Source organism: Halorubrum amylolyticum (genome assembly GCF_004114995.1).
GTDB classification, from domain to species: Archaea; Halobacteriota; Halobacteria; order Halobacteriales; family Haloferacaceae; genus Halorubrum; species Halorubrum amylolyticum.
This window is the reverse complement of record NZ_SDJP01000001.1, coordinates 456999-470591: the sequence shown is the minus strand read 5'-3', so window position 1 is coordinate 470591 and position 13593 is coordinate 456999. Positions and strand designations below refer to the sequence as shown.

General features: G+C 68.1%; 10 protein-coding genes. All 10 read left to right on the top strand.

What is annotated here, in order from left to right; all coding sequences use genetic code 11:
* The first annotated feature begins 104 nt into the window (after positions 1–104).
* The 10 genes from ESO89_RS02205 to flaJ all read left to right on the top strand — a co-directional run bounded on the left by ESO89_RS02205 (position 105) and on the right by flaJ (position 13331).
* Positions 105–3815 carry a carboxypeptidase-like regulatory domain-containing protein gene (locus ESO89_RS02205; RefSeq protein WP_128904041.1) on the top strand — a complete coding sequence of 1237 codons (3711 nt, stop codon included), beginning with the start codon at positions 105–107 and terminating at the stop codon, positions 3813–3815.
* A gap of 151 nt (positions 3816–3966) precedes the next feature.
* Positions 3967–4323: a chemotaxis protein CheY gene (cheY, locus tag ESO89_RS02200; protein ID WP_128904040.1), complete on the top strand. Its 357-nt coding sequence runs from the start codon at positions 3967–3969 to the stop codon at positions 4321–4323.
* On the top strand, positions 4323–5522 hold the full coding sequence (locus tag ESO89_RS02195; protein WP_128904039.1) for a chemotaxis protein CheC: 1200 nt from the start codon (positions 4323–4325) through the stop codon (positions 5520–5522). Before cheY ends, ESO89_RS02195 begins: the two co-directional genes overlap by 1 nt.
* Positions 5519–6088: a chemotaxis protein CheD gene (locus tag ESO89_RS02190; RefSeq protein WP_128904038.1), complete on the top strand. Its 570-nt coding sequence runs from the start codon at positions 5519–5521 to the stop codon at positions 6086–6088. Before ESO89_RS02195 ends, ESO89_RS02190 begins: the two co-directional genes overlap by 4 nt.
* A gap of 158 nt (positions 6089–6246) precedes the next feature.
* The gene (locus ESO89_RS02185; RefSeq protein WP_128904037.1) at positions 6247–8145 is read left to right on the top strand and encodes a FlaD/FlaE family flagellar protein; all 1899 of its coding nucleotides are present in this window, start codon (positions 6247–6249) and stop codon (positions 8143–8145) included.
* Entirely contained in the window at positions 8135–8593 is a 459-nt protein-coding gene (locus ESO89_RS02180) for a flagellin (protein WP_128904036.1), read from the top strand. The genes ESO89_RS02185 and ESO89_RS02180 overlap by 11 nt, the downstream gene beginning before the upstream one ends.
* Complete coding sequence (locus tag ESO89_RS02175) at positions 8594–9091, top strand: flagellar protein G (protein WP_128904035.1); 498 nt, start codon at positions 8594–8596, stop codon at positions 9089–9091.
* Between the two features lies 1 nt (position 9092).
* The gene (locus ESO89_RS02170) at positions 9093–9842 is read left to right on the top strand and encodes an ATPase domain-containing protein (protein ID WP_128904034.1); all 750 of its coding nucleotides are present in this window, start codon (positions 9093–9095) and stop codon (positions 9840–9842) included.
* 76 nt (positions 9843–9918) lie between these two features.
* A complete protein-coding gene (locus ESO89_RS02165) occupies positions 9919–11592 on the top strand; it encodes a type II/IV secretion system ATPase subunit (RefSeq protein WP_128904033.1) in 1674 nt (557 codons plus the stop codon).
* Positions 11593–11594: 2 nt separating this feature from the next.
* Positions 11595–13331 (top strand): archaellar assembly protein FlaJ, encoded by a 1737-nt coding sequence (gene flaJ, locus ESO89_RS02160; protein ID WP_128904032.1) that lies wholly within the window; start codon positions 11595–11597, stop codon positions 13329–13331.
* Positions 13332–13593: the final 262 nt, after the last annotated feature.

Genomic DNA, 13593 nt, shown 5'->3' with positions numbered 1-13593 from the left:
GCTGGCGTCGTCGCTGAGGTCGTCGCTGAGGTCGCCCCGATTATAGCGGGCGAGAACTGCACCCGATATCTTAAATTCTCCCGTTCGATACCTCGCCGTATCCGATGGATTCCGTCACGTCGACCGGCGGCGCCCCCGGTCCCCGCCGCCTGCTGGTCGTTGGACTGCTGTTGTGCTGTGCCGTCGGCCTGGCGGCGTCCGTCCCGTCGGGCGCGGCGCAGTCCGGCGCCAACGGCACCGTCGAGGGGACCGTCACCAACGCCGCCGGCGAGCCGATCTCCGGCGCGACGGTGACGGTCGACGGCCACTCAGGCCTGACGGACACGACCGTCGAAAACGGGAGCTACGAGATCGACGGCGTCCCGTACGACGAACAGCGGCTGGTGGTGACCCACGACAAGTACGAGGAGCTGGGCACCGACGTCGCGGTGTCGACGACGAACTCCCCGGTGACGGAGGACGTCACCCTGACGCGAAAGACAGGAACACTGACCGGAACGATCGCAGGCGAGTTCGGTCCGATGGGGGGAGAGGCGCTTCCCGAGGTCACCGTCACGGTACGACACGACAACGAGACGGACCGAGAGATTCTGGCAGCCACCGAAGAGGAGTACGACTGGGGCGCCGAGACCAACGAGAACGGCGAGTCCGTGATCGTGACCGACACCAACGAGAACGGCGAGTATACGATGACTCAGGTCCCGACGGGAGACGTCACGGTCACCGCGACTCAGGACGGGTTCGAACCGCAAGAAGCGGATGTGACAATCCGGAACAATGAGACGACCACTCGAAACGTCGATCTGGCCCCCGTCCTCACGACCGTCGACGGGACGGTCACCAACACCGAGGGGGAACCGATCGCGGACGCGACGGTTTCCGTCAACGCGGACACCACCATCTGGCCCGGCATCGACCAGAACTCTCTGGAAGCCGAAACCAATGGGGACGGGACCTACGGGATAACCACGGTCCCGTCGACGACGACTGGCGGGCAGCGCGACGTCGAGGCCGACGCCGACACGTTCCAGACGAAGACGATGTCGCGGTCGATCCCCGAGGACGGGCTGACGGAGAACTTCGATCTCACTCATGTGGACAACGACATCACGGGACGCGTCACCGACCGGCACGGGAACGGGCTGTACAACGTGTCGGTCCGGATCGAGGACGACGTGGACCACAGCGCGACGACCGGCTCGGACGGGCAGTACCAGCTCTCGGACGTCCCGTTCGGGACGCACACGGTCGTCGCGGAGCACGCCGACTACGAGAACCAGGATCATCCCGTGGAAGTCGGGCGGACGGGAGAGCCAGAGACCGAACGGGACTTCAACCTGACCCGCACGACAGACGTGCGGCTGTCGGTGGACGACGTGTGGACGGACCTCGGACAGGCCACGGAGACGGTGACGGTCCAGTACACGTTCGACGAGGAGGTGGAAGACGAGGTGAACGTCGCGGTCGAGGGGCCGTCGTCGACGATCGACAACAGGTCCGTGACCGTCGGCCACGACCCCGACTCGCCGTACACGGAGACGTTCCAGCTGCCGGCCCGAAGCGAGATCGACGACGGCGACTACACCGCCGAAGTCAGCGCGCTCGACGAGAACGACTCGTCGTCGTTCGCGGTGTCGAACGTCTTCGAGAGCGGCGCCGTCGAGTTCTCGCAGGACCGGTACCAGTCGCCCGCGGGCGACTTCGTCGTGGTCGACGTCACGATGGACGACACGCTCGACGAGGCGTACCTCCTCGTCGGCGGCGACCGGGAGTCGACGGAGCGCAGCCTCCAGAACCACCTCGACGTCCTGCACGTAACCGGCGACGCGTCGTTCGTGATCAACACCCGGCTCGTCGGCACCGACGCGCCCTCCGAGGACGTGTACATCCCCATCTCCGACGGCGACGTGACGAGCTACGCGCACAGCATCGGCGCCGCGAGCGACCCGGACAAAGAGGGCGTTGACCCGGAGGGGACGTTCTCCGACGTGACGTTCCAGAACCACCGTGGCACCGAGGTGGCGGACACGCTCGCCGAGTTCCGCGACGAGGTCGGGCTCACCGCGCGCGGGAGCCCCCTTCAGGCCGGCCGGTACCGCCTCGTCGCCGGCGCGACCGGAACCGTGATGCTCCGCGACGACGACGTCCCCGACTTCCGGCACCCGGTCGACCGGTCGAACCTCGTCCTCACGCAGCCGGAGCTCGGCGGGGTGAACACGTACGTCCTCCCGCCCGGCCCGGCCGACCAGCTTGACCGGTTCGACGAGGAGTCGGGGCCGCTTCAGCTCGGCGACATCGGGGCGCTCCGCTCCGACGCCACCGAGACCGACACGATCGCCCGCGGCGACCGGGTCCTCGTCGAGGTGCGCGGGAGCGGGACCTTCGGCGCGCTTCTGGAGGGCGACACCGAACACCCCGCGATCAACGAGGACGCCGACTCCGGGGAGGGCGCTCCCGGGAACATCGACACCGAGCAGTTCGCGACGCTGCTCGAACGCCACGAGGGCGTCCACGCGGAGCTCACGCACCGGTCGCTCGGCGCGCCGAACAACCCGGGATCGACGCTTCGGTTCACCGACGTCGCCAGCAGCGACCTCTATATCCTCCCGGACGACAGCGCGTTCCAGTGGGAGAGCGGCGACGCCGTCGGCGACGACCCCGTCGTCGGCGGCCTCTACTTCGTGATCGACACCCGCGGGTCGGACCCGTTCGACAATCAGCCCCGCGACGGCGACGAGCTCGCCTTCGAGATGGCGTACGAGTCCCCCGAGGGCGAGCGGTATCAGTTCGAGGACTACTCGCTCGCCGACGGGGAGCGGCCCGACCCGTTCAACCGGACCATGGAGGAGAGCGACGGCCTCGAACACTTCCCGTACTTCGGCGACGACGACACGACGGTGCGGACGAACGACTCGTTCGTCTTCGAGGACCCGTACGTCGAGTACCGCCAGACGGGTCTCGACAGGGAGCTGATGGTCCCGTCCAGCCAGAACGGGGTGATCGCCGGGAACACGAACATCGCCCCCAACTCGGACGTCACGGTCCAACTGATCGCGAGCGACCGCCCCGAGCCGACGACGATCACCGTCGAGGACGTCACCATCGACGAGGACGGCGGCTTCGAGGTCGTTCACGACTTCTCCGAGCTGGAGCCGGGCGAACGCGTCGAGGTCGAGTTCTACACCCCCGAACGGCTCGTCGGGAACAGGCTGCTGGACAAACGCGGCGCGATCGTGGTCGACGAGCTCGACGAGCCGGCCTACTTCGAGGTCAGCAACCTCACGGCGGAGACGACGGTCGCCCAGGGCGAGCGCTTGGACTCGATAGCGGGCGAGGTCACCAACACGGGCGAGATCGCCGACCGGCAGATGGTCGAGTTCGCCATCGACGGCGAGACCGTGACGGAGACGTCGACGACGCTCGACAGCACGGAGTCGACGACGCTCGACCTCTCCGACCGGTTCGTCGTCCTTCCTCCGGGCCAGTACGAGTACGCCCTCCGGACGGACGACGACGAGGAGACCGGGCAGCTGACGGTCACGGAGACGGACGACGGGAACGTCACGGCGGCGGACCGGGACAACGGGACCGCCCGGACGGTGAGCGAGTCACCGGACACCGGGGACGCGGAGTCCGGCGCCGAGGACGGCTCCAACGGCGGTGAAGACGACTCGAACGGCGGTGAGGGCGGCCCGGACGGCGGCGACGACCAGACCGATCCGACGCCGGCGCCGCCGCTCGGGATCGGGACGCGCGAGACGTTCGGCGGGACCGTCCTCGTCGGCGCGACGTACCTCCTCGGCCACTGGGTCTGACGCGTCGTTCGCCGGGGCGCGGGCGCGTCATCGCGGGGCGCGGGCGCGTCATCGCCCGGTCTCCGCGGCCGATCGACGCGCCGATCGGTTCTCAGTGATGAGAACCGCGGGGGAGTCGTTAAGTGAACGCTGTCCCGCGTTCCAGATAACTATGGCGACGCGCGTGCTTATCGCGGACGATTCGGAGTTCATGCGGAACCTGCTCCGGGAGATCCTCGAAGGGGAGTTCGAGATCGTCGGCGAGGCCGAAAACGGCGTTGAGGCGGTCAACATGTACGAGGAACACGGTCCTGACCTCGTGATGATGGACATCGTCATGCCGATCCGGGACGGCATCGAGGCGACGACGGATATCCTCGAGCAGAACCCGGAGGCGACCGTGATCATGTGCACCAGCGTCGGACAGGAGGAGAAGATGAAGGCGGCCATCAAGGCCGGCGCCGAGGGGTACATCACGAAGCCGTTCCAGAAGCCGAACGTGCTCGACGCCATCGGATCGGCGGTATAATGCGCGTCGACGTTCGGGCGCTCGGCGCCTGCAACCGGCTGGCGGAGCGGGGGGCCGGACAGGCCGCCGGCGCGCTCACCGACCTGACGGGCACGGACCTCTCCGTGGAGGTCACGGGCGCCAGCGCCGCCAGCGGCGAGGACCTCGCCGAGGCGTTCGCCGGCCGGGAGTCCATCGGCGTGAGCGTCGGGCTCCGCGGCGGGCTGGAGGGCGAGGCGGTCCTCGCGTTCGACGCGGAGAACGTCGACGACCTGCTCTCGCTTCTGCCGGGCGGGTCGTCGATGGGGCGCAGCGCGGTGACCGAGGTCGGGAACATCGCGCTCGGCGGCTTCCTCGACGGCTGGGCGAACTACCTCGGGACGGCGATCGACATGACGCCGCCCCGGTACTTCGAGGCCGACGGCGCCGCCGTCCTCCCCGACGGGGCGCTCGCCGGCGACGGCGTGTTCCTCTTCGAGAGCCGGCTGGACGCGACGACGACGGACCTCGACTTCTCCATCTACATGCTCCCCGACTCCGGGCAGTTCCGCGACCTCGTCGTGGGGAAGACCGCGCCGGCCGCGGCGCCGGGCGCGGACGGCGAGGCGGGGAACGACGACACCGGCAGCACCGCGGTGTCGTACGAGTCGCTGTCGACGTTCTCGTCGCTGGCGAAGCGCGGCTCCGCGAACGCCGCCGACAACATCGCGATGATGACGGGCCTCGACACCAGCGTCGACGTGAGCCGGCTGCGGTTCGTCCCGCTCGCCGACGTGCCCGCGGAAGTCGGCGTCAAGCCCCACGCGGGGACCGTCTTCGAGCTGCAGGGGGAGCCGAGCGGCTACCTCGCGATCCTCTTCGAGGAGGAGTCCGCGGAGAAGATCGCGGCCTCGATGCTCCCGAGCGAGCCGGACGAGCCGCTTGGCGGGATGGCGGAGAACGCCCTCTGCGAGCTGGGCAACGTGATGACGAGCGGGTTCATCGACGGCTGGGCGAACGTGCTCGGTACGTCGATCACCCACTCGCCCCCGGAGTTCGTCCACGACATCGGCTCGGCCACGATCAGCCCGCTGGTCGCCAAGCTGAGCCGGCGGCAGGACTACGGGTTCGTGATCGACGCCGCGATCCAGACGGAGGGGGTGCAAACGCGGTGTGACGTGTACGCGCTCCCGGACGAGCGCGAACTGGCGCGGGCGCTCGACCGGCTCTCGGAGCCGTGAGACACCCCTCGTCGTCCCGCGACCGAACGCTCTCCGAGGGGTCCGACGCCGCGGCGGGGTCCGACGCCCCCGGCGTTCACGCCGACGCGGACGCCGGCGGGAGTCGGATCAAGGTCGGCGTGAGCGAGCTGGCGGTCGCGGCCGACGGCGAGACGCTGACGACGAGCGGGCTCGGGTCGTGCGTCGCCGTGGCGCTCGTCGACGAGGCGGACGGCGTTCGCGGGCTGTTGCACGCGATGCTGCCGACCGGTACCGGGACCGACACCGGCATCGAGCGACCGGGCAAGTACGTCGACACCGGGATCGAGACGCTGATCGCGGAGCTGGAGGCTGCGGGCGCGTCCCCCGGTCGGCTCGAGGCGCGCGTCGCCGGCGGCGCGGAGATGCTCGATCTCACGGACGCGGTCGGGCCGCGGAACGTCGCACGCGCCGAGCAGTATCTCGACGCGGTCGAGATCCCGGTGGTCGAACGCGCCGTCGGGGACGGCGTCGGCCGGACCGTCCGGTTCAGGCCGGACGGCCGGCTGGTCGTGCGAGCGGCCGACGGGTTCCAGCGGACGCTGTAGGTTCCAGCGGACGCTGTACGGACCACCCGCACGGGCGGGGACGGACGATGGGTACGAGACCCCCGCGGTGTCGCCGGATTCCCGGACGAACGCGTGTTTTCTCACAGTTGATATTTTGAGGGGTGAATTGAAGTATGTTCTTGGGGTCGTACACGGTAATGGGCCTCGAACTACCGGTGTGGGGAGCTCCAACGGCCGCATGGATAGTCGCCACGCTGGGGCTCGTCGGTGCGAGCGTCCTCGACCGTTTCCTCGACGATGACGGCTCCAACGACGACGATTCCGGGGGCATGGGCGGCGACGACGATCCCTTCGGCGGCGGGATGGGCGGCGGCGAAGGCGGCGGCGGCATGGGCGGCGGAATGGGCGGCGGCGACGACTTCGACGACTTCGACGGGATGGACGAGTGGGACGACGAGTTCGACGACGGCGGCGGCGGCGGCGGGGGGTCGGACACCGACGAGCTGGAAAAGCGGCTCGACGACCTGGAGAACGAGGTCGCCTCCCTCTCCTCGACGGTCTCGACCGTCCGGTCGGAGAACGAGGAGATCTCGGCCGCCGTCGACGACATCGAGGAGGACGTGCGGAACCTGCTCGACATCTACGAGATGGTCACCCGCGGCATCAACCCGTTCGTCGACGACTCCAGCGGCTTCGACGGCGTCGACGGCGGGGGGGAGGGGTCGTTCGGCCTCTTCGACGACGACGGCGAGGACGACGGGTCCGACGACCTCGACGAGGACGTCGCGAACGCGGACGCCGACGGGTTCTTCGACGACGACCTGCTCGACGACGACTTCGAAGAGGAAGCGGAGGACGACGAGTTCGCCGAGCTGGACGAGGAACCGGACGACGAGCACACGGACGACGGCGACCCCGCCGACGCCGCGTCCGAGACCGCGGCGGCGGACGACGGAGACGACATGAACGACGATGGAAAGAGCTTCAGCGAGCTGAAAGAGGAGTACGACGCCGGGGAGGCCGACTGGGCCGACGAGGAGGGGGGCGACGGCGACGCCGGTGCCCCCGCGGACGAAGACCCGTTCGACGACGGGGAGGACTCGTTCGACGACGACCTCGGCGACGAGACGGACCCGTTCGACGACGGCATCGACGACGACGTCGAGTCGTTCGACGACGAGGGCGACTCGTTCGACGACGAGGGCGACTCGTTCGACGATGGCCCGCTCGACGAGGGTCACGAGCCCGATCCGGAACCGGAACCCGACCGCTCGCGCGGTCGGCAGCCCGGCGGCGACCCCGCCGAGGCCGGCGGCGACGGCTTCGAGTACGTCCGCGAGGACGACCTCTCGGGGACCCGCGGCAAGCCGTACCTCACGGAGCTGCCCGGCGACTACGTCGGCGACCTCCTCGTGATGGAGTGGCTGGAGTTCCTCGTCTCCGAGAGCGACGTCACCGACGCGGTGCGCGCGATCAACTACTACGAGCGCATCGAGTGGATCGCCCCCGAGGCGGCCGCGCGGCTCCGCGACTTCCTCTCCGGGTTCGGCACGATCGACCGCAACCTCGTCGACCGGCCAGGGACCGACCGGCTGGTCCGGGAACACCACACTCGCAGCCTCCGGTACGTGACCCAGCTCAACGGGACGAGCGGTCACCTGCTGCTGCTCGACCGCTGGGACGACCTCGCCGGGGGATCGCTGGTCGGCGGCGGCCCGCCGCCGGTCGGTTCGAGGGGTCGCGGAGGCGGCCGTCGGGGTCGCGAGGGCGGCCGCGACCGCCGGGACCGCCGTGACGGTCACGAGGGACGTGCCCCGCGCGCGGACCGCGGCGGCGACGACCGCGACCGACGCAGCGGCGACGACCGCAACCGACGCGCCGGCGGGAACGGTCGCGGCGGCGACGCGGACCGCCGGGAGAGCCAGACGGACCGCCGGGAGAACCAGACGGACCGCCGAGACGGGCACGCGGACCGCCGCGGCGAAGGGCCCGAGGACCGCGACCGCAACGGCGGCTCTCCACGGCCGATGAACGATCCGAACCCGCGTTCCGACCGCGCCGACCCGGCCGACGGAGGGTGGGGAGATGGGCGTTAGCGTCTCCGCGTCGACGGCCATCATCGTGGCGGGGCTGTTCTTCGCGTTCACGACGTTCTACCCCGTCGCGGCCAACGGCTTCGACCGCGTCACCGACGCGCAACACGGGATGAACGAACGCGCGCTCGAACGGCAGAACACGGCGTTTACGGTGTCGAACGCGACGTACGACAGCGGAACCCTCACCGTCAACGCCACCAACGACGGCTCGCTCGGGCTCGTCGCCGGCGACGCGACGCTGCTCGTCGACAACGAGTACGTCGACGTGGGCGGAGCCAACGCGACCGCGACCGTCGACGGCAACGGCGACACCGAACTCTGGCTCGCCGGCGAGACGCTGACGATCAAGGTCGACGACGGCAACCTCTCGACCGACGTGGCCGCGGGGACCCGCGTCGTCCTCGTCGTCGAGTCCGGCGTTCGCGACGCCGCGGAGGTGAGCGCGTAGATGGCCAGCGTTCCCGTCTCGCACCTCATCCTGTTCATCGCGAGCCTCGTGATCGCGGCCGGCGTGGTCGGCACGATCACCACGGGCGTCGACCGCGTGAGCGCCGCCGTCGACGACGCCGGGCTGGACGCGACCGAGACGCTCCGGACCGACGTGACGATCATCTCCGACGCGAACGCGGGGGTGTACAACGTCAGCGGCCAGCAGAACGTGACCCTTTTGATAAAAAACACCGGGACCCATCGGCTCGCGCCCGACGGCTCGGGGCTCGACATCGTCTTCGACGGCCAGTACGTCCCGCCGAGCGCGGCCGACGGCGAACTCGTCTCCGCCGACGCGGGCGCGGCGTGGAGCCGGGGCGACGTGTTGCGGCTCACGATCAACGTGAACGATCTCGACGACACCACGAACGGCCTCGACGACGGCGACCACCGGGTGTTCATCACCGTCAACGGCGACGAGGAGCTGTTCCAGTTCCGTGTGGAGGGGGGGAACTGAGATGCCCCACGACAACCTCCTCTCCTTAGGGCTCGGCGAGCGCGACCGGCTGAACAAGGAGCTCGGCGGGGGGATTCCCCGCGGGAGCATCGTCCTCATGGAGGGCGACTACGGCGCCGGCAAAAGCGCCATCTCCCAGCGGTTCGCCTACGGGCTCGTCGAGGAGGGCGCGTCGGTGACGATGATGTCGACCGAGCTCACCGTCCGCGGGTTCATCGACCAGATGCACTCGCTGGAGTACGACATGGTGAAGCCGCTCTTACAGGAGGAGCTGCTCTTCCTCCACGCGGACTTCGACTCCGGCGGGGCGTTCTCCGACGAGGACGGGGAGCGCAAGGAGCTGCTCAAGCGGCTGATGAACGCGGAGGAGATGTGGCGCTCGGACGTGATCTTCCTCGACACGTTCGACGCCATCTTCCGGAACGACCCCACCTTCGAGGCGCTGGTCCGGAAGAACGAGGAGCGGCAGGCCGCCCTGGAGATCATCTCCTTCTTCCGGGAGATCATCTCGCAGGGGAAGGTGGTCGTGCTCACGGTCGATCCCTCGGCCGTCGACGACGACGCGATCGGCCCGTTCCGGTCGATCGCCGACGTGTTCCTCGAACTGGAGATGATCGAGGTCGGCAACGACATCCGCCGCCAGATCAACGTGAAGCGCTTCGCGGGGATGGGCGAACAGGTCGGCGACACGATCGGCTTTTCGGTCCGGTCGGGGACCGGAATCGTCATCGAGAGCCGCAGCGTCGCCTGAACACATGGACGAGTCGACGCACAGCCGTCCCGGCCGCCGGGACGCGACCGACCCGACCCGACACACGGAGTAGGACATGACCGAACACGGAACCGCCAAACCGTCGGACGAGCTTCGGAAGGCGGCCATGCGGCGGCCGCACCTCCGCGAGCACCTGCGGGAGTTCAAACAGATCACCGGGGAGTTCCCGCAGTTCATCGAGGAGCCGAAAGACGAGTACGAGTCGAACCACCCCAACGTCATCTACCCCGTCGGGGGACCGATCTACAGCCACATCTACGGCGACCTCGGGCAGGACACCAAGTACTACGCCATCGAGCCGGAGGTGTCCGGCCCGCAGGCGGAGGTCCTCAACGAGGTGAAGAGCCGCCTCCTCACGGTGAGCGGTCAGCACACCGCCCCCGACAACGAGGCGGAGTACGACGACCTCATCGAGGAGCTGTTAGAGGAGGTCACCCACGTCGACGAGCAGAACGGCGGGCTGCGCGGCAACCTCTCGAAGGTGCTCAACATGGGGAGGCTGTCGGTCACCGAGGAGACTTACGAGAACATCCGCTACCGGCTCAACCGCGACATCGTCGGGCTCGGGCCGCTCGAACCCGTGATGCGCGACCCGGCCAACGAGGACATCCACGTCATCGGTCCCAAGGAGTGTCACGTCGACCACGGCACCTTCGGCATGCTGGAGACGACCGTCGACTTCGGCACGCCACAGGAGTTCGACAACTGGCTGCGCAACATGGGCGAGCGGATCGGCGACCCCCTCTCCGACTCCGACCCCATCGTCGACTCCACGCTGCCGGACGGATCGCGTATCAACATCATCTACTCCGACGACGTGTCGTTGAAGGGCTCCTCGCTCACGATCCGGCAGGGCGAAGAGGTGCCGCTGTCGATCAACCAGATCACCAACTGGGGGACGCTGTCGCCGCAGCTGTCGGCGTACCTCTGGCTCTGCTTGGAGAACGAACAGACCGTCTTCGTCGTCGGGGAGACCGCGTCCGGGAAGACGACCACGCTGAACGCTATCCTCTCGTACATCCCGAACGACTCGAAGATCTACACCGCGGAGGACACCGCCGAGGTCATCCCGCCGCACAACACCTGGCAGCAGCTGTTGACCCGCGAGGGCGGCGGGGAGGGCTCCTCCGACGTGGACATGTTCGACCTGGTCGCCGCCGCGCTGCGGTCGCGCCCCGACTACATCATCGTGGGCGAGGTCCGCGGCGCCGAGGGGCGCATGGCGTTCCAGGCGGCCCAGACGGGGCACCCGGTCATGCTGACCTTCCACGCGTCCGACATCGTCTCGATGATCCAGCGGTTCACCTCCGAGCCGATCAACGTCCCGGAGACGTTCATGGACAACGCCGACGTGGCGCTGTTCCAGAACCGGGTGAAGCAGGGCAACGACGTGCTCCGCCGGGTGACGAGCGTCCAGGAGATCGAGGGGTACTCCAAGGAGATGGAGGGGGTCGTCACCCGCGAGGTGTTCAGCTGGGACCCCGTCGAGGACGAGATCGTCTTCCAGGGGATGAACAACTCCTACGTGCTCGAAGAGCAGATCGCGACGCTTTTAGGCTACGCCGACACCCGCGACATCTACGACGACTTGGAGTTCCGCGCGGAGCTGATCGAACGGATGATTCAGGAGGGAATCCTCGGCTACCACGAGGTGAACGACGCGATCAACTCCTTCCAGCGCGACGGCGTCGAGGGGCTTCCCTTCGACATGCACCGGAACGTCAGATAGCCATGGCGGTGAAGGAGGTCGGCAACGGGCTCGCGACGGCCGCGCAGCTGACCTCGGACGTTCTGGAGTCGTACGAGAAGCTCGACATCTCGAAGCGGAAGTACGTCGGGCTCGTGTTGATCCCGGCGATCGCCGTCTTCCTCGCGAGCGTCGTCGGGCTGTTCGTCCTCCCGCTTCCGTTCGCCGCGCGGGTCCCCGTCCCGATGTTCGGCGGGCTCGTGTTGGTGGCGGCGGTGATCTATCCGAAGATCTACCTCTCCAGTCTGGAGACCAAGATCGACAACCAGCTGCACCTCGTGATGACGCACATGACCGTGTTGTCGACGACGAACATCGACCGGATGGAGGTGTTCCGGACGCTGGCGAAACAGGAGGAGTACGGCGTCGCCGCCGAGGAGATCGGACGGGTCGTCCACCTCGTCGACACTTGGAACCAGAGCCTCGACGACGCGTGTCGCCGGCGGGCCGAGGAGGTCCCCTCGGACGCGATGGCCGACTTCTTCGACCGGCTCGGCTACACGATGGGGGCGGGCCAGTCGCTAGAGGAGTTCCTCGTCTCCGAGCAGGACGTAATGTTAGCCAAGTACGAGACGGTCTACGAGTCCTCGCTGTCGAATCTGGAGGTGATGAAGGACCTGTACATGTCGATGATCCTCTCGATGACGTTCGCCCTCGTCTTCGCGATCGTCCTCCCGATCTTGACCGGGAACGACCCGACGGCGACGGTGGCGGCGGTCATCGTCCTGTTCGTCTTCGTCCAGCTCGGCTTCTACGCGATGATCCGGGCGACCTCGCCGTACGACCCGATCTGGTTCCACCCCGACGAACGGGCGCCCGGCGACCTGAAGCTGTGGGCGTCGCTCGGGGTCGGCGGCGCGCTCTCCTTCCTCATCATCGGGATCACGGCCGCCGGGATGTTCGGGTACGGCCCGGGGCTCCCCGGACTGCTCTTCTTCCTCGACGACGTGCGGCTCCCGCTGTACCTCGCGGTGCCCATCTCGCCGCTTTTCATCACCGGCGTCGTCCTCCGCAACGAGGAGCAGGCGATCACGGCCCGCGACGCGGAGTTCCCCTCCTTCATCAGGGCCCTCGGCGCGACCGAGAGCGCCAAGCAGTCGACGACGACCGACGTGTTGACCACGCTGCGCGAGAAGAACTTCGGCGACCTCTCCCCGGCGATCGAGCGGCTCTACCGCCGACTCAACATGCGGATCAGCACCGAGGGCGCGTGGAAGCAGTTCACCTACGACACCCGGTCGTACCTCATCCAGAAGTTCTCCGAAATGTACCTCGTCGGCCGGCAGATGGGCGGCGACCCGAAGATGCTCGGCGAGCTGATCTCGAAGAACATGAACGCCGTCAACCAGCTCCGCGAGCAGCGCCGGCAGGCGGCGATGACCTTCATCGGCCTGCTGTACGGGATCACGGCGGCGGCGACGTTCGCCTTCTTCATCGGGCTGGAGATCGTCGCGATCTTAGCGGACCTGACGTCCGACTTCGGGCTCGATCAGATGGACATCGGCCAGATCGTCTACCCCAGCGCGTACGACATTCCCCTCATCGAGTACCTGCTGCTCACGGTCGTCCTCTTCAACGCCGCGCTCTCCTCGCAGATGATCCGGCGGATCGACGGCGGCAACCCCGCGAACGGGTACATCCACTTCGTCCTGCTGACGTGGCTCGGCACGGCGACGGCGATCGCGACCCGGACGCTGGTGAACGCGATCCTGTCGATTTAGGAAGTGAATCGTTCTGTGGATCGGTTATGAAAAGTTGATACCGGAGTGGCGGCAGTGAACACCGCCAAAGCCCCAGTCGCGAGGACTCGCGCGGCTCGCTGTGCGCTTCAGTCGCTCACTTCGTTCGCTCCTTGCAGTGCTTGCGTCGCCGTGCTTCGTCCCTTCGGGAGACTTCGTCTCCCGTGCCCCCGCTCGCTTCGCTCGCGGGGATCACGACTGCCCCTTTGAGTCCCACCCAACCGCACCGCACAGCGCCTCACGC

What these genes read in the sequence shown, in the direction of transcription:
- ESO89_RS02195 (WP_128904039.1), top strand. Translation starts at nt 4,323, where the DNA reads ATGCGCGTCGACGTTCGGGCGCTCGGCGCCTGCAACCGGCTGGCGGAG.
- ESO89_RS02205 (WP_128904041.1), top strand. Translation starts at nt 105, where the DNA reads ATGGATTCCGTCACGTCGACCGGCGGCGCCCCCGGTCCCCGCCGCCTG.
- ESO89_RS02185 (WP_128904037.1), top strand. Translation starts at nt 6,247, where the DNA reads ATGGGCCTCGAACTACCGGTGTGGGGAGCTCCAACGGCCGCATGGATA.
- ESO89_RS02170 (WP_128904034.1), top strand. Translation starts at nt 9,093, where the DNA reads ATGCCCCACGACAACCTCCTCTCCTTAGGGCTCGGCGAGCGCGACCGG.
- flaJ (WP_128904032.1), top strand. Translation starts at nt 11,595, where the DNA reads ATGGCGGTGAAGGAGGTCGGCAACGGGCTCGCGACGGCCGCGCAGCTG.
- ESO89_RS02175 (WP_128904035.1), top strand. Translation starts at nt 8,594, where the DNA reads ATGGCCAGCGTTCCCGTCTCGCACCTCATCCTGTTCATCGCGAGCCTC.
- ESO89_RS02180 (WP_128904036.1), top strand. Translation starts at nt 8,135, where the DNA reads ATGGGCGTTAGCGTCTCCGCGTCGACGGCCATCATCGTGGCGGGGCTG.
- ESO89_RS02165 (WP_128904033.1), top strand. Translation starts at nt 9,919, where the DNA reads ATGACCGAACACGGAACCGCCAAACCGTCGGACGAGCTTCGGAAGGCG.
- cheY (WP_128904040.1), top strand. Translation starts at nt 3,967, where the DNA reads ATGGCGACGCGCGTGCTTATCGCGGACGATTCGGAGTTCATGCGGAAC.